This is a genomic window from Mycolicibacterium tokaiense, assembly GCF_010725885.1.
GTDB classification, from domain to species: domain Bacteria; phylum Actinomycetota; class Actinomycetes; order Mycobacteriales; family Mycobacteriaceae; genus Mycobacterium; species Mycobacterium tokaiense.
On the sequence record NZ_AP022600.1, the window covers coordinates 3,717,431 to 3,741,197 of the forward strand.

Genomic DNA, 23,767 nt, shown 5'->3' on the forward strand with positions numbered 1-23,767 from the left:
TTCCTCACTCGAGGTCTGTCGGGTCGGCGTCCTCGTCGTCTTCGGCCCACGCGTGACCGATCAGGAATCCGGCCGCCTGCTCGGCGGCCTCCCGGTCGTCGTTCTGCAGCACGTGGGCGTACGTCTCGAGGAAGAAGCCGACGTTGGCGTGGCCGATGCGTTCGCTGATGACCTTCGGATTGACTCCCGCCCGGAGTGCACCGGTGGCGTACGAGTGGCGCAGGTCGTGAAAGGTGATGCGGGACAAGCCGGCTGCGGCCGACAGACGGTCGAATCGCTGCCGGATCGAGTCCGGGTGCAACGGCCGACCGTCTTCGTAGGTGAACATGTAGCCGCCGGGGTGATAGTCGGGCCCGAAGAACGCGCGCTCGCCGTCCTGGACCTCACGCCAACGGCGCAGTGCGGCCACGGTGGCGCGGTCGATCGAGATGGTCTTGTCGGCGTTGCGCGTCTTGCCGCCGGCTTTGTCGCGAGCCTGCCCACCGACCACCACGCGGTTGTCGTGAACCGCGATGTGGCCGGCGTCGAGGTCGACGGCAGACCACCGCAGCCCGCAGATCTGGCCGCGCCGGATACCCGTCGTGAGCTCCAGCAGGAACAGCGCGCCGAAGCGGTCATGCCGCACCGAGGCGAGGAAGGTCTGAATCTCCTCCGGCCGCCAGACCTGGCGACGGGTGCGCGGCCGTCGGGGCGGCTTCACATTGCTTGCGGGGTTGTCGGTGAGGAACTTCCACGCGACCGCGTCGACCAGGGCGCGATGCATGAACGCATGTACGTTGCGGACCGTCTTGGGTGCGAGACCTCGCGGCGTCGGTTCCGGCACGATGCCGGACCGGTATCGGCGCACCGCGGCGCGGGCGGCGTGAATCGAGGTACCGCAGGCCTCAGACACCGTGCGCGGTGTGGGCTCGTCACCGCGCGCGACGCGCCTCGACCAGTACGCGTACATCGCCGAGTCGTTGTCGCGTTTGACGCGTCCCTCGGCGAGCAGTTTCGCGTAGAGCTTCAGCAGCGTGGGTTCGTCGAGTCGTTGAAGGCGCTCGCCGCCGATGTGCGGGATGACGTACCACCGCGCGTAGTCGCTCCAGCTGCGCCAGGTGGTGGCGTCGAGTGTGGGGTCGACTGCGGTGAGCCATTCCGTCAGGAACTCGCCGACGGTTCGGGTGGAGGGTTTGACGATGCGGCCGCGGTCAGCGTCACGCATCGCGTCACGGCAAGCCTTCCAGGCCTCCCTCTCGGTGTCGAAGCCGCCTTTGGTGATCCAGGGATATGTGCCGGTGGTGGGATCGCGTTGCGGTGAGCGGAATTTGTAGTACCACTTCGCTCCCCGATGGTACACCGATCCCTTCATGACGCGAGCTCACGGAGGCCTGAGGTGACGACATAGACGCGGCCGCCCAGCCGGCGAACCGGCAATTCGCCGGAGTTCACGAGGCGATACGCCGCTGCTCGGCTGATCCCCAGCAGCTCCGCGGCGTGCGGCACGGAGAGAAGCAGGGGCAGTCCCTTGAACGGGTTGTCTTCCATTTTGATCACCACCCTCCACGGAGTCGTGTGGGGCTATGGCCCGTGCGACGTGCTGCAGCGCCTGTGTGGAATTGTCGCCGCGACGTCACGTCGCGGGCTGTTCTGCTCGGCTGCGGTGAGGTTCATCGCGCACCCAACATCACTGTAATTCGCGGTACCGACAGGTTTGTGCAGAGTGTTCGCGCAACGCGTTGCGACGGGTCGCGTAGTGCGCTATGTCGCAACCTGTTTCACGCCTCCGGATTTAACGACACCCTATCTCCCCTCTCCAGCCTTCGTCTCCATTTCCAGTCAATCGCGTCCACATGCATACCGTTGCGTCTCTAAACACAGTGCCTCCCTTAGTCTTATCCCAAGTACTCCACCTCGTCTCACATTCCCAACACCCCCAATTTCTGCATGGCACATTTGCACAACGGTGTGAGTATGTCTGTGGCGCAGCACGTGCCGTAGGCGCCGGCTGAAGGGGCGAGATGATGTTGACGATCGCCAAGCTGAAGCGGTGGTCGATCAACTACTACATCGACACCGCCCAGGCGGCCGAGCGCGCGTCCAACGATCGCAGTCGGTCGGTCGGTGGGCTGGGGGAGTACTACTCCGAACACGAGACCCGCACTCCGGTGTGGGTGTGTGCGGGTGACACCTGCCGCGCGGCGGCTTTGGTCGGGTTGACAGACGCCCAGCGCGCGGGCGGGGAGGCTGACGCGGGGGTGGTGGCGCGCTGGCTCGATGATGGGGTCGCCCCGAGCGGTGCGCGCGGCCGCGCATTCGGCGAGCGCGGGGTGCACGGTTTCGATCTGACGTTCTGCGCACCGAAGAGTGTGTCGTTGGTGCGGGCGTTGCGCGTCGATGACGTCGTGATGAAGGCGATGGCCGACGCGCACGACGCCGCTTTGCGTGAGGCGATGGAGTATCTGTCTACGCACGCGGGCTACACGCGGGTGCACAACCCACGGACCGGCGAGAAGGATCTGGTGCGGCTGCCCGGTCTGGTGTCGGTCGCGTATCAACATGAGACGTCGCGGTGCGGGGACCCGCATCTGCACACCCATGTCATCGTCCCCAACCGGCAGGCCCGCGCCGACGGGCAGTTGGTGTCGATCGACGGAGCCTCGCTGTATCACGAGGCCCGGGCCGCTGGAGTGATCTACCAAGCCACCCTGCGCCGGGAACTGCACCGCTCCATGGTGTTCGAGTGGGCGCCGGTCGACCCATCCACGGGGATGGCGGAGCTGGCCGGGGTGGACCGCGACACCATCACTGCGTGGTCGCGGCGATCTACCGCCTTGCGGGAGTGGGCCGCCGGCAACCTCAAGGTCGTCGAGGGGCCGTTGTCGGCGGCGCAGCTGGCCACCGCGCAGAAGGCCACCCGACCGTCCAAGCCGGAAGAGCTGGTCCGGGGCCAGCTGGGTGACGCAGTGGCGAGCGGATGCGCGGGGCCTGCGCCTGGACCGCACAGCGTTCGAGGAGGCGCGCGCGGCGCGGCGCGCAGCTGCGCGGACGCCGTTCGGCCGTGCGCGCCTGGCCGAGGCTGCGGAGAAGATCGAGAAGGCGGCGTTCACCCGGGCCGACCTGATGGAGATTGTCGGGGCGCAGCTTCCGGTCGACAGTGAGCAGTCACCGCGGGAACTGGCGGAGGCCGCCGCCGACGAGGTGGGGATCAGGCTGACCGCTCCGCGGGCGGCGCATCAACGGGAGGGACACGAGCGGTTCACTCTTGACCAGATCCTGGCCGAAGAGCGCGGTCCTTGATTTGGTGGACGCCCGGAACGATCGCGCGCTGTTGTCGCTCAAAGAGGAAGACACTGCCGGGCTTTCCCCCGACCAGAAGCGCGCGGTGAGAGCATCGGTCGCTCGCCCTGGCTTGTTCAACCGTTGTCGGCGCCGGCCGGGGCAGGTAAGACGACGTCGCTCCGTTCCCTCAATGCCGCGGTGAAGCGCCGCCACAGCGGGACGGTGGTGGTGCTCGCACCGACGGGCAAGGCCGTCGATGTCGCGGTCCGCGAAGGCGCCGGCGACACGGGCTACACGATCGCCAAAGCGCTAAGGATGCTGCAACGCAACGAATTACACCTCGCCCCGTCGACGCTTATCGTCGTGGACGAGGCCGGGATGGTGGGCACTGAAGACCTGCGCCGGCTGTTGACCGCCACGACAGCTGCGGGCGCCAAGACCGTTCTGGTGGGCGACGCCCACCAGCTCGCCCCAGTCAAAGCCCGTGGCGGGATGTTCGCCCAACTTTGCCAAGACTTGCCATGGACGCAGGAGCTGTCCGAGGTGTGGCGGATGCGCGACCCGGATGAGCGGGAAGCCTCGCTAGCGCTGCGCGACGGCGGACTAAACGCCGCCCAACGTGCGGTGGATTGGTATCGCGACCATGACCGTCTGCACTATGGTGACCCGGTCACCATGGCCCACGACGCGCTTCTTGCATACGAAGCCGCCAAAGCCGACCATCAAGACGCGCTGCTGATCTGCGACACTAAAGAACTGGCGCGCGCCCTCAACCGGCGACTGCACGAACAACGTATCGGGCGAGACGACCCCACACTCGTCGCGCACGGGCAGCGCATCGGGGTGGGCGATCTCATCATCAGCTGCCGAAACGATCCCAGCATTACGGTGCGGAAGAGCCCGCACGCCGCCGTTACCGCTGCACCCGTACGCAATGGGAATCGTTGGCGAATCGCAGCGATCGACTCGGTGCGCTACCGAATCGCCGCGGTGCGGCTTGATGATGGTGCCGCCGCAGTGTTTAGCGGGAATTATCTGCGCGAGCAAATTAACCTTGGATACGCGGTTACCGTGCACTCTGCCCAAGGCGTCACCGCCGACACCTGTCACGCTCTGCTTGGAGAGAAGGCTAGCCGAGAAATGTTGTACGTCGCCATGACTCGCGGCCGCCGCGACAACACTGCATACCTTTACGAATGAGGTGCCGATGTCCATGAGGCGCCGACGGGCTGCCTACCGCTCACTCGCGGAAGCTCGTCGGAGGCCGCTCTATTCGTACTATCGGTGATCGCACAGGATCATCAGCCCCAGACCGCCCACGAGACTGCATCCCGGGCCCATTCTGCTGCGATACCCGCTATCGTCAGGGGGCTCAAACTTCGACGCGCTGACCAGCTCGAATCCCGCCGACACGGCTTCCGAGCCTGGCAAACGACAGCCGCTCAGGAAGCCCAGGAACGCCACACGTCCGACGAACGGAATTTGAGCCGAGACACCGTGTACGGCCTAGATCTGTGAAGCCCGTTGGAGCCCGCATCTCACATGTTGCGCAGTCGCAGTTCACAGACGAATAAGTAGGAGCTTGGCGTACCACCGCTTTAGACCCGTACTTGAGTGATCACACCCTCGCGTCGGCGTCCAGTAACCGATCGGCGATCGCCTGTCGCCCATGCTTCCAATCTGCAATCCCTAGCTGCGTGCGCACGAGCATTCCGACATCAACTCCTTCCCCGACTTCGGCAACTTCCCAACGTTTCGGTGGAGTGCCGCCTGGCTGAACCCTCGAGGCGCGCCCGTGATCATCGCTAGGTGACCCAATACGCTGCCAAGAATTGTCGTAAGACCGCGGCTGTCGAAGAACGTCGGTCGGCGCGGGCCGCCCCCGGCGCGGATTGGGCGGCTATTGGCAATGGAACAGATACAGTCCCCAGTAGCCTTTCGGTGATTCGTGAAGTGGCAGTCGCCGCGGCCGCATTGGCTATCAGCGTAATGCGGAGCCGTCACCACATCGCGAGGGTAGGAGCTTTAGATGCCAGAGGATGAAGATGAGTTAACGGAAGCTCCACCGACCCTGCTTCAGCAGGATCATCTCGCCTTGGGCGAGCGGAAGTGGACATCGGGAGAGCCCCTTCCGCCCCGTCGCTATGTTGAGGCCTTCATCGCAGCACTGCTCCAAAGCGAGCACCTCAATCTGTTAGTCGGTTCGGGCCTGACAACCGGCCTTGCGGCGGCCGCAAAAGTTCAATTGAAGGCGGATCTCGCTGCGAAGATCACCACTGGTGACGCCGAGTTAGACCTCATGTTGGAGGCCGCGGCCGGCCTTTCTGCTCGGGCGAGCGGACGCGGTGATCAACCAAATGTGGAAGATCGGCTTCGCGTTGCTCTCCAGGCATACGCAGGGCTCGCTGTGGTGCGGGACCAGCGTGAGTCTCTTCTACGGCAGACAATCGATAACGTGTTGCATTCCGTTCGTGATTCAGTGGCTGCTGTTGAATCGGGACTACGTGACCAGTCATTGGCAGGTAATGATGGCGCGAAGGCTGTCGACCTGCTGACCTCCTTCTTAGGAACGTTCGTGGGTCGAGTTCCCACACGCGACCGATTGCAGGTCTTCACTACTAACTACGACCGAGTGATCGAGTGGGGAGCCGACAAAGCTGGTTTCAGAGTTCTCGACCGCTTTGTTGGCTCACTCGAGCCGTTGTTCCGGTCATCCCGGCTTGAGATCGATTATCACTACTCACCCCCGGGCAGTCATAAGGAACCGAGACACCTTGATGGCGTCTTCCGATTGACGAAGCTTCACGGCTCGTTGGACTGGCGGTGGAATCAGCAAGAGCGGCAAGTCATTCGCATTCCATCCATGTTTGGAATTGCACCGGCCTTGGATGCTAATGAACTGCTCATTTATCCGAACGCAGCTAAAGATATTGAGACGTCCCTGTACCCGTATGCGGACCTCTTCAGAGACTTTTCATCCGCCGCCTGTAGGCCGAACGCCACTGTGGTCACATATGGATACAGCTTCGGTGATGACCACATCAACCGAATCCTCCGCGATATGTTGACCATTCCGAGCGCCCACCTCCTCATAATCGCTTACTCAGACGACGGAGAACGGATTACAAGGTTCGCCGAGCCATATCGCCGAAGTGGGCAGGTCAGCCTAATGATGGGTCCTTCGTTTGCGGACATCGGTCGGCTGACGGAGGAGTGGTTGCCGTGGCCTGGGACCGCCCACCTCAACGGTCTGAAACGGACCCCGGGCGACGCTCTTGACGAAGACGAGGACGACAGCCGTGACTAGAGCCAGGTCGTGGGATTCCATCAGCCAAGAAACGCTCACGGTGGGGCATGTTGTCGAAGTGACGCCGTCAGCGGTCACCGTTGAACTCGATATTGAGGCACCGCACGGAACGTCCATTAATCACGGCGTTCTACAACGCTTCCCGAGTGTCAATGGATTCGTCGCACTGCCATGCGAGGCGGGCGTCATCTTGGCGATCGTGCTTTGGCTGGGCATCGTCGACAGCCCTGCCCTTGCCCGGACGCGCCAGGAGGCAGGCGTTCTCGGATTGCCGACCGGCGGCCGTCGGCTCAAAGCAATGGCGCTGGGTCTGGTGCGGCGCGATTCGAGAGGCGAACTCAGGCTCGAACGTGGCGCGCTGACATTTCCGACCGTTGGCGATCCCGTGAGGCTACCGACGGGATCTGAGGCTGCGCTCGCTGTACCGCTACTTGCAGGCGGCGGACTACGTATTGGGACTGCACCGATGGCGGGCGATAGCCCAGTCGTCGTGAGCCCTAACCGTCTGTTCGGTCGCCATCTCGCCATCCTCGGAAATACGGGCAGCGGTAAATCATGCTCGCTCGCGCATTTGCTACGGACTAGCGCGAGGCTGGCTATTGAAGGCGGAGGGACTTTCCGCGCCATCGTTCTTGACCTAAATGGCGAATACGGTCAGACGTTCGCCGACCTTGAGGGTGTCATACCAGTCAGGCGGTACACCGTAGAACCAGACGTGGATGCGAACGTCGAGACTCTACGAGTTCCGTATTGGCTATGGAGCTTTCGCGAGTGGTCTGCCTTCGCCGCGGCCAGTGGTCGCAGTCAGGCACCAGTTCTCAGACAAGCCCTCCATATACTACGCACTTCGACCTACGGCGGAGTGCCAGAAGGCGTCGTGACGGTCGTTGCGGGGCGCAGGATAGTTCTTCAGTTCAAGTCCGAACGCGTTGCAACTAGAGACATCACAGCCAAGCTGTCTGAGTTGGAACGGATCAGGCAGTCTTGTAAAGCTGTTTATGAGTCTGCCGGAGGCGACGGCGCCGATGAACTTCGCGCGCTGCACGGTGCGCTCAAGGCTGTGTTGGATCGGAGACGCAGCAGCGATTCTCGGTACAAGTGGGCGATGGGTGTTGCGGGCCCGTCGGTCGAAGAGTGCCGAGAACTTATATCCAGTTTTGACAGCGCGCTGGAGGCGCTCGGAGTGCCGAGCATGATCGGAGACGTTTCTAGCATCGACACTCCGACTCCGTTCAATGCGCTTGATCTTGTCCAGTTGATCGAGCTCATTGGCGTTGACGCTGGTTCAGATGTCGCGAGCTGGGTAGCGCCCATGCAGGACCGACTGACGATCGCGATGAGCGACCGCCGCATGAATAACGTCTGCGGCTACCGTGACGAGGAGTCGCTCGAAGGTTGGATTGACCGCTTGATCGGGAAAGATGAAAGCGGCCAGATCTCAGTTCTCGACTTGAGTTTGATTCCTTCGCAGGCTCAGCATGTGATTGCTAGCGTTATTGCGCGGTCAGTCTTAGAAGTTCTGGAGAGGGGGCGCCGCGTCGCAGGTGCAGCTCCAGTCATCCTTGCAATAGAAGAGGCTCACGCTCTAGTTCGCCGTCGTGCCGACACATCCCTGGACGAAGTGTCAACCGGGATGGCTGACTTGTGCCGCGAAGCCTTCGAACGAATCGGAAGAGAGGGACGGAAGTTTGGTCTGTCGCTGGTGGTGTCATCGCAACGGCCGAGTGAGCTATCGGAAACGGTGCTCTCGCAGTGCAACACCTTCCTCGTGCACCGGATCGTGAACGGGCGGGACCAAGACCTGGTACGTCGGCTCGTGCCTGACTCCCTCGGCGACCTCGTGAATGAGGTGTCGGCCTACCCCGCCCGGACCGCACTACTTCTCGGTGCCGCCGCAGAGATTCCTGTGCTCGTGGAAGTCGAAATGCTTGACGGGCGTTTCCGGCCGAATGCGTCCGATCCAGACTTCGAGGCCGCATGGAGGAACGGGGCTCCGCTGGACGTCGCAAGACTAGCCGCTGCGTGGGCTCCGAAGCGGGAGCAAGTCGAAGCGATCGAAGACGCCGACGAGGATGAACCGCCGTTTTAGCTGCTTTTGTACCGCGCCGCATTTCGTCCCCCACAGAAGCACTCCTCAAGTCTTCAAAGAAGCCATTCCCGAAGTTCCTAAATACCCATGAGAGGCCTCGTGCGTGAGATGGGCATCTCGCTGCTGGTGATCGAACGAACGTCCTCAACCGGCATGTCGCCTCTCCGAAGGGGCCGTTGAAATATTGTGTTCAATCATGGGCGATAAGGATGGCAAGGGTGAGCGTAGGCGTTCGAGTGACCGCTCGCGGTGGCCCGAAACCGCAGCCGCAATTGCTGCAATACTCGCGCTGGGCGTAAGCCTTTACTCGATCGTCCAATCGCGCGACGCAAACGAGATAGCGCGAGATGCTCTAGCCGAGGCTCAGAGGAGCAACGACCTCACCGTCTTGGAGCAGAAGGCGTCCGGCGCGATGCCGACAGTGGATGACACCGTCACCGTGCGCGGTGAGTGCGATGAAGGTACTGATTCCTTAGATATTGACGTGGTCTTCCGCAACTCGGGTCGGGTCCCAACCACAGGTAGGGATATTGCGCTGCTTCTGGATTACGAATATAAGGGCGTTAGCGGTCAAGGCCTCGGTACCAAGACGTCACACCCGGGCACCGTGCTTGCCAAGGGGCCTAGCGTCGAGATACCCGGCCAGGATGCGGCGTCGCTGACTCTAGGGGTCCGCTGTGAAGACGTCTCGTTCTTGTGGGCAGGCTTAAGCGCCCAACCAGCGGCGGAAGCGCTGGCAGAGGTCGTAGCTGGGAAGGATGCGACCGCCGGTGGCGCCACCAGTTTGTGGGAGATCCGTGGGCAGCTATTCGTGCAGGTCGATTTTGGGGTGTCGGGTCCTGTAAAGCAGCGGATCACTCACGCGTCGATTGATTAGTCGCTCGGGCGCCTCCGCTAGAAAAGCAAGGTGCTCTGAGTTGCGCAATGTTCGAACAGCTGGACCGGCCACCATAGGATTATTGATCTACCCCGTGTTGAACGCTGTTGCCAGCTGCGTGTATCCGGCGTCGAGATCATGCTCGCTCAGCGCTCCGGGCTGGGGCACCTGTCGGGGCTCTCTGGGAGTGGACGTCGACATCGTCCAACGATGAGCGGTTGGTGGTGCCGCTGGCACCCTCTCGCTGGTTCGGGCTGCGTGAGGATTCTCCGCGCTGTATTTGGCTCGTGTGAAGAACACACTCGCGACAAGAAGTCAGCTGTGTCGGCTGCGCAGTGCACCATGTCCTGATGACCGACGGCAGCTATCAGGCGCGGCGAATCTTGCTCGAGATCCCCGACGCGAACCGGCTTGGGAAGTGGGCCTCGCTGTGGGCGGACCTCACCCACGCGGCGATGGCGCTCCTTGAGCGGTCGCAGCTGCGGGTGATCCCCGCGACGGCGTTCACGCGGCGAGCGCTCTGGGAGTCTGCCATCGTCAGCTACGCGCGGATGCAGACCAGCGGCAAGAAACGCAGACTCGAGCACGAGGACCTTCTGCGCGAGGCACGCGGAGACCGGGGGATCGAGTTCCATGAGATCTTGATGAGCTGGCGTCACGGTCACGTCGGTCACCGCAACTCCGCGGAGTTCGAGGCGGTGCGGGTGTTCGCCGACCAACTCAACGCCGCGACCGGAACGCTGGACTCCCTCCGGGTGGAGATCGTGACGTCCCTCGGCCCGCTGATCGATTCCGAGTTGGCGAAGGAGTTCAGCGACCATGTCGAAGCGTTGCGCGTCACCCTGTGGGAGCAGTACCTGGCCCCGATCGGCGAGGTACTGGCGAAGCAGACGACTCTGGGGCAGCCGATGACGGCCGCTTGGGAACCGCACCCCGACGTTGCCGAGTGCCTGACGCTGGAACTGACGCTTTGGTCGCGGACGAACGGGACCGGGGTGGGTTAAACGAGTGCGCCCGCTCTTCACGAAACCCGCCGCGCCCTGCCTAATCCGGCTTCGCCTCGGTAGACCGGCGCGCGGACACCATGCTGTGTCACCCCCGCTACCTACCGTTACCCCATGAGCATCCCGAACATTGGCGGGCTGACCGCCGACCAAGCCGAGGCTTTCTTCAACCTGGCGAACAACGGCGTCCTGACTCGCATCGACGAGCGCGGGCAACGCGCCGGCGAGCTGTTCCAGTGGGGACTGCACCCGCACACCGCCGAACCGGGAAGTGCACTCGCCGCCGACGACGCTGCCTTCGCCGAGGCGTATCCGCTCACCCTGGCCGGACCTCAGGCCGTCACCGAGCACGCGCTCTTCCCGGCGATGAGCGCCGCGGAGAGTCTGCACACCGTCGGGATCCTGGTCGCCCGCCGCAAGTCGCACCGGCAGCCGCACATCACGGAGATCCTCCAGCTGTGCCGCGTCGCTATGGAGTGCGCCGCGCTCACCATCTGGCTGCTTGGCGACCCGGACCGCACCGTGCGCCGAGACCACTGTCTCGACGAGGAGATGGAGCAGCTTGAGCAACGCCGCAGGTACCTGGTCATCGGGGAGCAGGACGAGACCGCCCGCCCCTCCCGCTACCCGCCCCAAATGCTGGTCGAGAACGCCGAGCACCGCCGCAAGTACAACGCGATGTTCGACGCGGCGAAGGAGGCGTACACGTTCGCGGCGACGCCCTCGTTCACCAAGATGATCAGGTCCTCGGCGCAGTGGGTCGATACGCACGTGCCGGCGCACGACACCGGGGAGATTGCCAATAACGGCCTGGAGAGCAGCGCCCGGCAGTTCTACTCGTACGGGTCCAGCTTCATTCACGGCTACAAGTGGATGACGGACTACTCCCGCGGTGGGACGGTGTTCCCGATGATCGCCGACGCCCTCGCCGTGACGCTAAACATGGCAGAATGCGCGGCGTGCCTTTTCGAAGCGGCATCACGTGCGCCGGGCGGGGCACGGCCCGAGGAGTCCCGCCTTCCGGAGCGGTTCGAGCCGACCGTCGCGGCGTGGTCGACGGAACTGTTTACGGCGTAGCGCCTGCTACTTGCGGCGCAGTTCAGATCGGACGGCGGGCTACCTTGTAGCGATGCGGTGGTATCAGCGGCCCCGAGAATACGGCTGCACAGCTGACAGTCGCGCCCCAACTCGATTCCTGGGACGGCGCCGGCAACCAGAGCCAGGTGCGGCTGAGTACGTTCCTCGCCGATGCGGAAGCAGCCACCGCCGCCTCACGAATCAGCGGCCCGTGGACGCTGCGGCTCGATGTGGGCTTGGAGCCGCATCTGGACTTGCTGAACAAGCGCGACCTGGATAACTACGCCAAGCCACTCGCTTCTCGCCTTTCCGATGGACAGTTGGTGTCGGTCTGGTGCACCAAGCGCACCGGTGCGCAGTCCTTCGTGCGGATCCAAGCGGCCCGCGAGGTGCTCGGTCCGCCCACCGAGGTTCTGCAGGTGACCACCACTGCATCGTGGGACGGCCCCGGAGCGAAAGAGCAGATCCGCACCGCGCTCGCCGCCGTCTCAGAGCTACCGGACGGGCCCGTCAAACTCGAACTTGCCTTCACCGTGGCGCCGAGCAGGAACTGGATCAATCTCTGGAAGCCCACCATCGATTCTTTGGGCGCCCTTCTCGGGCACGAACATCCGTTTCGCGAATGGAACCCCCGCGACGGCCGAATTACCGAACTTGGGCTGCACCTGCACGTCGACTAGACTTTCCGCTACGAGGTCATCATCGGCATCGCAGCCGAATCCACCACGACAACGGCACCGGAGTTCGTGTAGTCACCCAATCGTGGTGGTGCTTTCCGCTAATCGACATCGAAGCCCCACCTGATCGCGCGGGCGAGGCTTGGCGAGTAGTACGCGCTGCCGTACTAGCGCTGTGGTCGCTCAGAAGCCGAGCGACCGCAGCGCCAGATTTCCGTTCATTGCGGTCCGCCAAACCGGTGAGCAAGTTCCGTGTTCCGGTCGCACGGCCGTCGGCGGCCCAACGACGGCGTATCTTCACGCACCATGATCCAACCGGAGTTCTCCTATCTCTAGTCCCAGGGTGATTGTGGGCTACTCGTCAGCCTTCTCAGGCGCTGTGCGTGAGACCCGGTCGCGCCGACGTCTCAGCCTCGCCGATGCCACGCTCGTACACCGCTTTCCCCGCCGCCCGCGACGACTTATTTGCGGGCTCGACCATGCTCCAGCAAACCACATTTGCGAACGGATTTGGGAACAAAACTCCGCGGAACCCCCCGAAATCGGTGCAACGAGGCGATACGGGCCGGACCCTGCACCCCCTCTGGCCTGCGCAAATGAGACTTAGCGACACTCCAGAAATCCCCGGAAGCCAGCCCATAACCCAGAGGTCGCAGGTTCGAATCCTGTCCCCGCTACTAGGTAGACAGGCCCCCGGAGATCTCTCCGGGGGCCTTTCTCATGGGTTTCGTGAATGCACGATTGCCGACAGAGTCAACATCAACAGTTGCCTCTGCCCGGCAGTCTTCACGTCAGCGCTTCGATCAACTCACCCACGGTGTGGGCGGCTTCCAGCGGGTGGCGGAGGCGTCCGGACATGTTGACCGAGTAGTCGTTGCGCCGCCCGACCTTGGTCTTGTCGAGGTAACCCTCGGCGACGAGGTCGGCCAGGACGGCCTGCACCGAGCGCTCGGTGATGCCGATGCGCAGGCTCAGCTCACGGGCGGTCAGGGAACCGGCATGGGCGAGACACAGCAGGACGTGCGCATGATTGGTGAGGAACGTCCACCCGGGGGCCGGGCCGCCGTCGGCGCTGGTACTCGGTGCCGGTTTGCCGGCGGCTGCTCGCGGCCGGGCTACGGACTTCGACGTCCCTGCTCGGCGCGCTTTCTTCGGTGTCTGGCTCGACGCGGCAACCACCGCTCACATACTACTGCCCTGATTCGTGTACTCACTTTCGGTAATCAGGTGGTGACGTGGGCGGGGCGGGGGAGTTGTCGACGGTGCCGGCGCGAGTGGCGATCAGGCTCCACACGATCGACGCGGTGAGGGTGACAACGATGACGCCCAGGGTCACCGGGATGGGCAGCTTGCCCACCGGTGTCTCGGACAGGATGAGTTTGACGCCGGCAAAGGCAAGCAATACCGCAAGCCCGTAATGCAGGTGGGTGAACCGACGGAGCAGTCCAGACAGGCAGAAGTACAGGCTTCGTAATCCGAGCACGGCAAAGGCGTTGGCGGTCCAGACGATGAAGGTGCTGGTGGTGATGGCGAGCACTGCGGCCACCGAGTCGATGGCGAAGATCAGATCGGTCGCCTCGACAGCGATGAGCACCACGAACAACAGTGTGGCAACCCGTTTTCCGTCGATCCGGGTGAAGAACCGGCTTTCGTGATAGTTCGGATCGGTGGGCAGCACTCGGCGCACCAGCCGCACCAGCAGGTTCTTGTCCGGCTCGAGGTCCTTGTCGTGCTGGAAGGCCATCTTGTAGGCGGTATAGATCAGGAAGGCGCCGAAGATGTAGGCGGTCCAGAAGAACGCCGCGAGCAACTCAGCGCCGACAAAGATGAACACGAGCCGGAACAGCAGTGCCCCGACGACACCCCAGAACAGGACCTTGTGCTGATAGCGGTCCGGGACGGCGAAGTAGGTGAAGATCAGCGCGAAGACGAACACGTTGTCGACTGAGAGCGCCTTTTCGATGAGATAACCGGCGTAGTAGGTGCCGGCCACCTCGCCGCCGTAGGCCCACCAGACGATGCCACCGAAGCCCAACCCGGCGGCGATCCAGATCGCCGACCACACCGCCGCTTCGCGGAACTCGATCACGTGGTTGTCACGGTGCATGAACAAGTCGATCGCCAGCAGGGCGACGATGACCACCGTCAGGGCTACCCACCCCCATATCGGCACCACTACCGCATCGGTCATCGATCAACGCGCCTTTCACTTGAATTCCGGTTTGTTCGACCATCTCTGGCAGAGCTAGACATTTTCACGAAGTTTGACACGTGCAACACATTACACGTAATTTACTTCATATGTGGTTCGAGATCGAGAAGTCGGCCTTGACGGCCCTGGTGGCGACACCTCTGCTGGCCGCCGCGGCCGCCTCGGTGCTGGGCCGGCGGGCACCGGCGTTGACGGCGCGTCTGGGCGTCGCCGCGGCCGGCGCTGGGTTTCTCCTGGCCGCGATGTTGGCGACGGTGGCGGGGCGCGGTGCGGTCGTCTCCACCGGCACAGGGGTGTGGGCCATCGCCGCCGATCGCCTGGCTGTGGTGTTGTTCCTGCTGATCTTCGGCGTGAGCACCGTGGCGCAGGCCTTCGCGCTGCGTTACCTGGCGGGGGATCGGCGGGCCGGGTGGTTCACCGGCGGGGCCGGCCTTCTCACCGCGGCCTCGGCGGTACTGGTCAGCGCCACCACGCTGGTGGGTGTCGCCATCGGATGGACCGTGGCCGGCATCGCGCTGTGCCTGCTGCTGGGAACCTATCCCCAGCTCCCCAGCGCCCGCGATGGTGTCCGGCGCGCCGGCGTGGCCTTCCTCATCGGCGATGCGGCGCTGTGGATCGCCGTCGCATTGCTCGGTCTCGCATCGGGTTCCATCACCGTGACCGACGTTGCCAGAACCCAGATCGGCGGGCCGGTGGCGGTGGTCGCGGTGCTGCTGATCGTGGTTGCTGCGCTATCCCGCTCGGCGCAGATCCCCTTTCATCGCTGGCTGCCCGCAACCTTGTCCGCGCCTACGCCGGTGTCCGCGTTGCTGCACGCCGGCGTTGTCAATGCCGGCGGCATCCTGCTGATCAGGATGAGTCCACTGCCGAATCCCGCAGTGGCGGCCGGTCTGCTGGTGACCGCCGGAACCGCCTCGATGGTCTACGGCACCACCATCATGCTCGTCAAGCCGGATATCAAAGGCGCGCTTGCCTACTCGACGATGGCGCAGATGGGCTTCATGATCGTCACCTGCGGATTGGGGTTGTGGGCGGCCACGGTGCTCCACCTGGTCGCGCACGGCTTCTACAAAGCCACCTTGTTCCTGTCCTCGGGCTCGGCGATCGCGCGTGCGCGCCGACACGCTGCCTTGCCCATCGCGCCCCGACCCAGCGGACGTCGCCGCAGTCTCGGCGTGGCCTGCGCGGCGGCGCTACCGGCGCTCGCCCTGTACGCCGCCGTACGATTGATCTCCGCCGGGCCCCACCACCCCGCAGAACAGGCGCTGCTGCTGTTCGCCTGGGTCAGCGGCGCAGTGGCGACCTGGGGCTGGATGCAACGTCGCAGTGACCTGGCCGGCGCTCTGCTCGCCGCGGCTGTTCTGGTTCCGGTCGCCGTCGGATATGTCGCAATCATCAACGCAGTCAGCGAGTTTCTCGCTCCTGCGCTGCCGGGCGCCACCATCTCGGCGACGACCGTGTGGGCGACCGTCGGGCTGACGCTGATCCTGCTCACCGCCATCGCAGGCCTTCGCAGGTCTCCGGCAATCACCACAGCGCACCGCCTCGTCTACACCCATGCACTGACCGCCGGAACCATCGATTCCGCCACATCAGGAGCTCGCCGATGACCCAAACCCACGCGATCGCAGCCGATTCCCACCGTGCCCGGCTTCGCAGCGACATCCGATTGGCGGCACGCGTGCTGCCCGCCCACTACCCGTTGAGTACCTTCATCGCGGTCAATCCCCTTGCCGGTCTGCAGGCCATGCCGTTCGAGCAGGCCATCCGGCGTGCGGGCGATCTCTACGGCACGCCGGGCACCCTGCCGGAGAACACGTTCCGCATTCTGCACCGCCAGGGCAGGATCACCGACACCGATCTGGACAGGGCACTGTTGCGTCGCTACCCGATCTTGGACGAGGAACCCGCTCTTCGGCTGGGCCCGCGTTATTGCACAGCCACCGAACTGCTGCGCGCCGATCTGCTGCACGGCCACCCCCATCCCGGCCCGATCCGGCACTACCGAATCCGCGCCGAGCAGCTCGCCCCCGATGTGGCCGGCCTCATCGACGCGCAGACCGCCAAGTGGTCAGCGGCCTTCCTCGGCCACCCGAGCTGGCCGATGCCCGGGCAGGAACACGGCTTTTATTCGGCCTGGCGGTCACTGGCGCCCAGGGACCGGTCGTTGCCCCGGGCCGTGCGCACCGCGCTGGATGACCTCGCCGACCGTCCGGACGACGCCGCGCTGGCAGCACTGGCCGCCCTCGGGGTATCCGACGACGCGCGGATCACCTACCTGCAAGCCCACCTGACAGCCATGCCGGGCTGGGCCGCCCACGTGCGCCTGTGCGGTGATCGTGGTCAAGGCATCGACCTGCTGCAGTACCTGGCAATGCGCTTGAGTTACGAAGCAGCGCTGCTGCGCAACCACAGCGAACCCGACCCGACCGCAGCGCCGCGGCAAGCGCTGCCCACCGCCCGCGAGCGGGTGGCGCACCTGCTGCGGGTGTGGGGCATCACCGAGGCGACCGACAGCGAGGTGGCCACCGCCGCACGCGTGCTGTGCGCGGTACCTGCTCCAGTCCGGCCCATGGTGTGGCAGGACGCTTTCGAGGCCCGCTACCAGGATTGCCTACTGAATGAGCTGCAATCCCACCGGTCACCGCCTCCGTCGCCGGCACACACCCAACTTGTCGCCTGTATCGACACCCGCTCGGAGGGACTGCGGCGACATCTCGAAGGATGCGGCGGCTACGACACGTTCGGGTTCGCCGGCTTCTTCGCAGTGGCCATCCGGTTCACAGACCTACTGGGCGGGGCACCGGCCGATCTGTGCCCTGTGCTGATCTCACCCAGCCACGACATCGCCGAGCGACCCGCCCGAGACCATGGTGAAGCGTGCCGGCACATCACGGGGTTCACCAACCTGGCAGGTGCCGAGTCGGCCTTCCACGCCGCCAAGGAGTCGGCCACCGCCCCCTTCGTGCTCGCCGAAGCTGCAGGCTGGGTCGCCGCCCCGCTGGCCGCGGCCAAGACCCTGGCCCCCGCCGCGTTCAGCAACCTCCGTCGCCGACTGCGCGACGCAATTGCGCCGCCCGCAGAAACCGTGATCGATGTGGCAGCGATGACGTTGGCCGAGCGGGTTCTGTTCGCTCAGGTCATGCTCACAACCATCGGCCTCACTGACGGTTTCGGTCGCCTTCTCGTGCTGTGCGGGCACCACAGCGCCACCGAGAACAACCCGTACCAGGCAGCACTGGACTGCGGCGCGTGCGGTGGTCAGGGCGGCGGGCCCAACGCCCGCACCGCAGCGCTGATCCTCAATCAGCTCGACGTGCGCCACGAACTACGGTCCACAGGCATCGACATCCCCGACCACACCCACGTCGTGGCGGCACTCCACGACACCGCCACCGACCGGATCACCATCGTGGACGACCACCTCGTTCCCGACAGCCACCGCGCGGCGGTCGACCGCCTCGAAGCCGACCTGACCCGCGCGGGCCGCGCGCTTGCCGCCGAACGCTGCGCCACCCTGCCCGGCGCCCGCCGCACCTCGCCGCGTGCCGCGGCACGACACGTCCGGCGCCGATCGGTCGACTGGGCCCAGGTCTACCCCGAGTGGGCACTGGCCGGCAACGCGGCATTCGTGATCGCGCCCCGGGACGTCACTCGTGGGGTCGACCTGCAACGGCGGACGTTCCTGCACTCCTACGACGCCACCATCGACGCCGACGGCACTGCTCTGGAAACGATCATGACCGCCCCACTTGTTGTCGCACAATGGATCAACTGCCAGTACTACTTCTCGACCGTGGCGCCCGACGTGTTCGGCGCCGGCACCAAGACCGTGCACAACGTCGTCGGTGACGCCGGGGTGATCGGCGGCCATGTCGGCGACCTGCGCCTCGGACTACCGTGGCAGTCGGTCGCGCACCGGGACCGGCTGATCCACGAGCCGCAGCGACTGCTGGCAATCGTGCAGGCCCCGCGTGAGCGCATCGACGCCGTGGTCGCACGCAATCCCATCCTGCAACAACTGTTCGGAAATGAGTGGGTACACCTGGCCGCGCGCGAACACGCCACCGACCCGTGGCAACGCTGGACTCGTACCGGCTGGCAGATGTGGGCGGAAAATTCAAGCAACACAACAGACTACGACAAGGAGATGGTGTCATGACGCCGGCCCTGACCAAGATGACCAAGGTCGAAGTTGTCGTCACCGGCAACGATGTCCCGGCGGTTCGCGAACTCATCGGCAGCATTGGCGCCACCGGCTACACCAGTGTGTCCGGGGTGTCCGGTCTCGGCCACCACGGCTACCGCCAAGGTCGCTTGCTGTTCAATCAGCAGGCCACCCTGGAACTGATCATCACCGTCGTGCCGGACAGCAAGGTCGAGGCGCTACTCGCCGGTCTGCGACCGCTTCTCGACGCCTCATCGGGCGTGATGTTCGTGACCGAGACCTACGTCAGCCGTCCTGAGTACTTCACGTAAACAACAAGCTGAAAGGCAGCCCTCCATGACCACACCCGCACTCGCCTGGGAACACCTCCGTGCCGCCGACCAGAGTTCCGATCTGTGCCCATCGGATCGGCCTGTCGCCGTGGTGTTTCGATGCGCTGACGCCCGCCTGAGCAACGAGGACGTGTTCTGTCGGCCTTCGGGCTCGCTGATCGACATCAGCACCTGGAGCCATACCGTGGACTCCGGTGTACTGGCCGGCATCGAGTACGCCGTCGACAAGCTGGAGATCCCCTTGATCGTCGTGCTCGGCCATGACAACTGCCCGGCGATGCACACGGCACTGCGTGCGTGGGAAACCGCCGAATTGCCCAACGGAGCGATGCGCACCGCCGTCGAGCATGCCTTGCTCTCGGTCGTCCGACGCGGCGTCCCCGCCGACTCGGTCGAGGCTGTTGCCGCAGCACACATCGTCGAAACCGGCCTCGCGCTCATGCAACGCTCACCAGCGATCGCCAGGCGAATCGACAATCGCACCTGCGGAATCGTCTGCGCCACCTTCACCGCGGCGAACCGGCAACTCCACGTCAACGCAACCATCGGATCGGTCGCCGACGACACGGACGCGCTCGTCGAACTCGTGTGAGTGGACGGTGATAACCCTGAAAAGCTCGCAGGTCGAGGACTACTCCGCCGGCGGTGATGTCCCGCTGGGTCACAGCCTTCCGTCGTCAAGGCGGTACAGGGAGGGCTGCGCGGGTGCCGGCGCAAGATGGATCGCCGCAATACGGGGGAGGTGAGGCATGCAATGTCCTGGTCCGACCTGCATCCTCAAGGGCGGCGCACAAAGCGGTCGTCGACGAACAACGCCATCAAGCCGGCGAGCGCATTTCTGGCCATTGTTCGGTTGAGCGCCGCTGCCAGCTCGGTGTCGCGTTCGTGAAACGCCTGCATCAGCCGCTCGTGGTCGGCCAATGACCGGTCCAACTGCCAACCTCGGGCCATCCCCAGGTGACGCAGGTGCAGGACGCGCAACCCCAGTGTATCGATGGTCTGTTTGAGCGTGTCGTTGTCGGCCAGTACGCATGATTCCTCTTGAAAGAGAACGAGCTGCCAGAAGTACCCCTCATGGTCTCCTCGACTCGCCGCCTCGCCCATGGCGGCGAATCGCTGGTCGAGTGTGCTCAGGTTGTGCGCCTTCGCGACAAGGTGTTGGGACACAAGGGCGTAGAGCTCGCCTCGGAGTTCGTAGATCTCAGCGATCACCTTCGGGGAGAAGGTGGTGGCGCGGGGTCTCCGCCGCGGCGGTACCTCGACCATGCCCTGCTTCTCGAGTAGCAGGAGCGCCTCACGCACGGGTGTACGGCTTGTGCCGAACCGCTTGGCCAACTCGAACGAGTTCAGGTCGGCGCCTGGGTCCACACGTTCCTCGATGATGTCGCGTGCAACTTCGACGGCGATCTTGCCGACCAGTGAATCCTCGCGACCGGCGACACCCAGCAGGCGCGTCAGCAACTCCTGCACGAGATCGGGCACAGCACTGGTCGCTGACGTGGCGGTGTCATCTCGGGTGGTCATCTCCACACCGTAACCCGGGTACCACGGGCAAAGTGGCGTAGTGTCGACACTTTTGTCGTACCGCCTTTCGGGGGACTCGACGCTTGGCGGCCTGCAGGTCGATGCTGTCAATGTACTGCCAGTCATAGGAATACTTTGGGGCATCTGGAACGTTGGCTGGTATCAGAACCGATTCCTGCAGGTACCCAATCCTGAAAATAGTGTCGACTCTTTGCGGACGAAGGGGCTGGAGATGGAGAGTGGAGACGATGTCACGGTCCAGCACGGCCGGGCCTGGGTAGATGCGGACCAGTCGATTCGCATCGGCTACACCGTCGCCACGCCACCCGAGCCGACCAAGACCGTCGTCCTCCTGCACGGCGCGCCCCAAACCCGCTACGAGTGGCGCAAGGTCATGATGCCGCTCGCGATCGCCGGCTACCGCGTGATCATGCCCGACTACCGTGGTGCCGGCGCCTCGGACAAACCTCGTGACGGGTACGACAAATGGACCATGGCCGGTGACATCCGCACTCTGGTGCGCGAGGTGCTGGGAGTGGCGGAGCCTGTCTCGCTGGTCGGTCATGACCTCGGATCGACATTGGCCCTGGCTTATGCCCTGCGCTACCGCACGGATGTCGTCAGCGCCACCTTCATGGAAGCCCCGCTGCCGGGCACCGACTACTACACCTGGCGCGTGGCGCAGAAGTCCGCGTGGCAGTTCTCTTTTCACGCCAACACCGACTTGGCGGTGTATCTCACGCACGGACGTGAACGCTGGTACATCACCCGCTTTTTCGACGAGTTGACCTACCAGCAGGACGCCATCTCCAGTGTGGACCTCGACGCCTACGCCCGCGCTTTCGAAGCACCGGGTGCCATGCGGGCGATGTGCGAGATCTACCGCGAACTCGACCGCGACGCTGACGACAATCGGGCCGCGCTGCGAGAACACGGCAAGCTCACCATCCCCGTGCTGGCCTCCGGGGGTGCGTCCAACCCTCTGGCCAAGAACTTCCGGGCTATGTGCGAAGAGGTTGCCGACTCGGTGACGGATCAGCTGGTACCGGACTGCGGCCATTGGGTGGCCGAGGAGCAGCCCGCCTACTTCACCCGGATGTTCTGCGAATTCGACGCAGCTGTTCGGGCGTGAACATCAGTTCCAGAAAACAGAAATGAGGGTAGTTGACATGGTGGATCACCATCCACAGACCATCACCATCGGCGGTAAGACAGTCTCGCGCTTGGGTTTCGGGTCGATGCGATTCACGGGCCGCGGGATCTGGGGTCCGCCCCAGGACCGGGACGAATGTATTGCCGTCGCCCGGCGGGCTGTCGAACTCGGCGTGCAGTTCTTCGACACCGCCGACTCGTACGGCCCGCACGTCGCCGAGGAGATCCTGCACGAGGCACTGTATCCCTATCCCGACGATGTTGTGATCGCGACCAAGGCGGGCCTGACCCGCAATGGTCCTGATGTCATCGACACCCCCTCAGGACCGAAACGCCTCGGCCCGGCGGCGTGGCCCCCGGTGGGCCGCCCCGAATACTTGCGGCAACAGGTACTGATGAGCATGCGCCGCTTGGGCGTTGATCAGATCGATCTCCTGCAGCTGCACCGGGTAGACCCGAAAGTGCCGCTGGCAGATCAGATCGGGGAGCTCAAGGCGCTGCAGGACGAGGGCAAGATCCGCGAGATCGGCATGTCGCAGTGCACTCCTGCGCAGCTCAATGAGGCGCGGCAGATCGCCGATATCGTCAGTGTGCAAAGCCGGTTCAATGTCATCGACCGGAGTGCCCAGGACATGCTGGAGGTGTGTGAACGCGATGGACTCGCGTTCATTCCGTGGGCGCCGGTGGCCCAAGGCGGATTGGCGCAGGCCCATGAAGCGCTCGCCGACGTCGCCCGCACCCACGGTTGCACTGTGGGGCAGGTGGCAATCGCCTGGCTGTTGCAGGTCTCGCCGGTCATGCTCCCCATCCCCGGCACCTCGCAACGCAAGCATCTGGAGGAGAACCTGGCTGCTTCCGAACTGACGCTGACACCGGACGACGTCGGCCGGCTCACTGCGGCCTCCAGCTGACCGGACAGGGCGGGCAGGCTGCCATCCGATTCCTCTGTGCCGACTCGACCCGTTCCGGGAGCACAGGGAGCCGCCACCGCAGCGGCTCCGTTGGGCACCGGGGCGAACCTCTAGCATGGGTGCTGATGCGGGTTCTGATGTTCGGACGCGGTGTCATTGCGACGATCTACGGCTACGCCTTTCACCAGGCCGGCCATGATGTGGAGTTCTACGTGCGTCCGGGTCGCGCCGTCGAGTACGGCCCCGAACTGCACATGGAACTCGTCGATGGGCGCCGTTCCCCGTTGGGCCGACGAACTCAGCACGTCTTTTCGACCCGGCTGCGTGAGTCCGTCGATCCGGGCCACGGTGTTGATCTGATCGTGCTCAGCGTCGGGCACCATCGCCTGCGGGAGGCAGCCGAGTACCTGGCTCCCCGCATCGGGGAGGCGACCGTGCTGATCTTCGGGAATGTGTGGGACGAACCCCTGGCGGCTGTTGCCCCGCTGCCGGCAGATCGGGTGATGTTCGGATTCCCGCAAGCCGGCGGGGGTTTCGGATACGACGGGGTTCTCCGCGGTGCCTTGCTCCGATCGGTGATCCTCGGCACGGGGGCGTCGTCACCGGGCCAGCGGGAACGACACGTGCGCACGATGTTCGAGCAGGCAGGTCTCAGGGTCAAGAGCGAGCGGGACATGCGTGGATGGCTGTGGCTGCACTTCGCCTCGGACGCCGGAATGTTCTCGCAAGCGCTGAGCAGCGGGGGACTGGCGAACATGATCGGCGACCGCCGCGCCTTACGGGAGGCGTTCCTGACCAGTCGGGAGCTGCTGCCGGTCCTCCAGCGGAGGGACGTCGTGCTCCGCCGACACGCCGTCGCGTCACTGCCCTCTCGACTACCCGGGCTGACGGCCACCGCAACGGCATGGGCCACGGGTCGCTTTCCGATCGCGCAGGCAAGCCTCGCGGCACACACCGATCCCCATGCGGCCGTAGCTCGGGCGGTCCTCGAGGACACGCTGGCCACAGCCCGCCGGTTCGACGTCGCCACCCCGCGTCTTGAACGGGCCGTCAGTGAAATGCCCCGCGGGTGATCGGAAGCGGTAGCCGCCGTCAATCACAAGGCGGTGACGGCGGATGCTGATCGGCGCGGCCGCAGGGTGGCTGTTGACGGGACGGTAGGCCGGCATCTGCCAT

The 23,767-nt window shown here is 64.5% G+C and carries 20 protein-coding genes; 15 read left to right on the forward strand and 5 right to left on the reverse strand.

All coding sequences use genetic code 11. The features are described from left to right. Positions 1-4: 4 nt before the first annotated feature. Positions 5-1,351, reverse strand: a complete 1,347-nt coding sequence (locus G6N58_RS18070) for a site-specific integrase (protein WP_115277797.1) — start codon at positions 1,349-1,351, stop codon at positions 5-7. Next, a complete protein-coding gene (locus G6N58_RS18075) occupies positions 1,348-1,527 on the reverse strand; it encodes a helix-turn-helix domain-containing protein (protein WP_064917597.1) in 180 nt (59 codons plus the stop codon). Before G6N58_RS18075 ends, G6N58_RS18070 begins: the two co-directional genes overlap by 4 nt. A 473-nt stretch (positions 1,528-2,000) precedes the next feature. Here G6N58_RS18075 and mobF point away from each other — a divergent pair, with 473 nt between their 5' ends. From mobF to G6N58_RS18110, 8 genes are all read left to right on the forward strand, one after another. After that, positions 2,001-3,140: a MobF family relaxase gene (mobF, locus tag G6N58_RS31335; protein WP_435406372.1), complete on the forward strand. Its 1,140-nt coding sequence runs from the start codon at positions 2,001-2,003 to the stop codon at positions 3,138-3,140. A gap of 262 nt (positions 3,141-3,402) precedes the next feature. Continuing rightward, complete coding sequence (locus G6N58_RS31340) at positions 3,403-4,461, forward strand: ATP-dependent DNA helicase (protein ID WP_435406373.1); 1,059 nt, start codon at positions 3,403-3,405, stop codon at positions 4,459-4,461. Between the two features lie 829 nt (positions 4,462-5,290). After that, the gene (locus G6N58_RS18085; RefSeq protein WP_115277796.1) at positions 5,291-6,568 is read left to right on the forward strand and encodes an SIR2 family protein; all 1,278 of its coding nucleotides are present in this window, start codon (positions 5,291-5,293) and stop codon (positions 6,566-6,568) included. After that, positions 6,561-8,657 carry an ATP-binding protein gene (locus tag G6N58_RS18090; protein WP_147289298.1) on the forward strand — a complete coding sequence of 699 codons (2,097 nt, stop codon included), beginning with the start codon at positions 6,561-6,563 and terminating at the stop codon, positions 8,655-8,657. The genes G6N58_RS18085 and G6N58_RS18090 overlap by 8 nt, the downstream gene beginning before the upstream one ends. A 196-nt stretch (positions 8,658-8,853) precedes the next feature. After that, the gene (locus tag G6N58_RS18095) at positions 8,854-9,534 is read left to right on the forward strand and encodes a hypothetical protein (protein ID WP_115277794.1); all 681 of its coding nucleotides are present in this window, start codon (positions 8,854-8,856) and stop codon (positions 9,532-9,534) included. A 350-nt stretch (positions 9,535-9,884) separates the two neighbouring features. Continuing rightward, a complete protein-coding gene (locus G6N58_RS30555; protein WP_174904642.1) occupies positions 9,885-10,538 on the forward strand; it encodes a hypothetical protein in 654 nt (217 codons plus the stop codon). 114 nt (positions 10,539-10,652) lie between these two features. Continuing rightward, positions 10,653-11,615 (forward strand): hypothetical protein, encoded by a 963-nt coding sequence (locus G6N58_RS18105; protein WP_115277793.1) that lies wholly within the window; start codon positions 10,653-10,655, stop codon positions 11,613-11,615. A 146-nt stretch (positions 11,616-11,761) separates the two neighbouring features. Beyond that, the gene (locus G6N58_RS18110) at positions 11,762-12,295 is read left to right on the forward strand and encodes a hypothetical protein (RefSeq protein ID WP_115277792.1); all 534 of its coding nucleotides are present in this window, start codon (positions 11,762-11,764) and stop codon (positions 12,293-12,295) included. A gap of 783 nt (positions 12,296-13,078) precedes the next feature. Here the strand turns inward: G6N58_RS18110 and G6N58_RS18115 are convergent. After that, complete coding sequence (locus tag G6N58_RS18115; RefSeq protein ID WP_115277791.1) at positions 13,079-13,471, reverse strand: helix-turn-helix transcriptional regulator; 393 nt, start codon at positions 13,469-13,471, stop codon at positions 13,079-13,081. 31 nt (positions 13,472-13,502) lie between these two features. Next, positions 13,503-14,483, reverse strand: a complete 981-nt coding sequence (locus tag G6N58_RS18120; protein ID WP_115277790.1) for a TerC family protein — start codon at positions 14,481-14,483, stop codon at positions 13,503-13,505. A gap of 110 nt (positions 14,484-14,593) precedes the next feature. On the opposite strand from G6N58_RS18120, the gene G6N58_RS18125 reads away from it, so the two are divergent. Genes G6N58_RS18125 through G6N58_RS18140 form a run of 4 tightly spaced genes read left to right on the forward strand, consistent with a single transcriptional unit; the run spans position 14,594 to position 19,596 of the window. After that, a complete protein-coding gene (locus G6N58_RS18125) occupies positions 14,594-16,114 on the forward strand; it encodes a proton-conducting transporter transmembrane domain-containing protein (protein WP_115277789.1) in 1,521 nt (506 codons plus the stop codon). Beyond that, positions 16,111-18,666 carry a DUF2309 domain-containing protein gene (locus tag G6N58_RS18130; protein ID WP_115277788.1) on the forward strand — a complete coding sequence of 852 codons (2,556 nt, stop codon included), beginning with the start codon at positions 16,111-16,113 and terminating at the stop codon, positions 18,664-18,666. The genes G6N58_RS18125 and G6N58_RS18130 overlap by 4 nt, the downstream gene beginning before the upstream one ends. Next, the gene (locus tag G6N58_RS18135; protein WP_068915962.1) at positions 18,663-18,983 is read left to right on the forward strand and encodes a P-II family nitrogen regulator; all 321 of its coding nucleotides are present in this window, start codon (positions 18,663-18,665) and stop codon (positions 18,981-18,983) included. The genes G6N58_RS18130 and G6N58_RS18135 overlap by 4 nt, the downstream gene beginning before the upstream one ends. Positions 18,984-19,008: 25 nt before the next feature. Further along, entirely contained in the window at positions 19,009-19,596 is a 588-nt protein-coding gene (locus tag G6N58_RS18140) for a carbonic anhydrase (protein ID WP_115277787.1), read from the forward strand. 185 nt (positions 19,597-19,781) lie between these two features. Here the strand turns inward: G6N58_RS18140 and G6N58_RS18145 are convergent, their stop codons facing one another. Beyond that, complete coding sequence (locus G6N58_RS18145; protein WP_163908234.1) at positions 19,782-20,528, reverse strand: GntR family transcriptional regulator; 747 nt, start codon at positions 20,526-20,528, stop codon at positions 19,782-19,784. 232 nt (positions 20,529-20,760) lie between these two features. Here G6N58_RS18145 and G6N58_RS18150 point away from each other — a divergent pair, with 232 nt between their 5' ends. The 3 genes from G6N58_RS18150 to G6N58_RS18160 all read left to right on the forward strand — a co-directional run bounded on the left by G6N58_RS18150 (position 20,761) and on the right by G6N58_RS18160 (position 23,664). Then, positions 20,761-21,660, forward strand: a complete 900-nt coding sequence (locus tag G6N58_RS18150) for an alpha/beta fold hydrolase (RefSeq protein ID WP_115277785.1) — start codon at positions 20,761-20,763, stop codon at positions 21,658-21,660. Between the two features lie 22 nt (positions 21,661-21,682). Beyond that, positions 21,683-22,591 (forward strand): aldo/keto reductase, encoded by a 909-nt coding sequence (locus G6N58_RS18155; protein WP_232067916.1) that lies wholly within the window; start codon positions 21,683-21,685, stop codon positions 22,589-22,591. Positions 22,592-22,716: 125 nt separating this feature from the next. Then, positions 22,717-23,664 (forward strand): ketopantoate reductase family protein, encoded by a 948-nt coding sequence (locus tag G6N58_RS18160; RefSeq protein WP_115281433.1) that lies wholly within the window; start codon positions 22,717-22,719, stop codon positions 23,662-23,664. Positions 23,665-23,767: the final 103 nt, after the last annotated feature.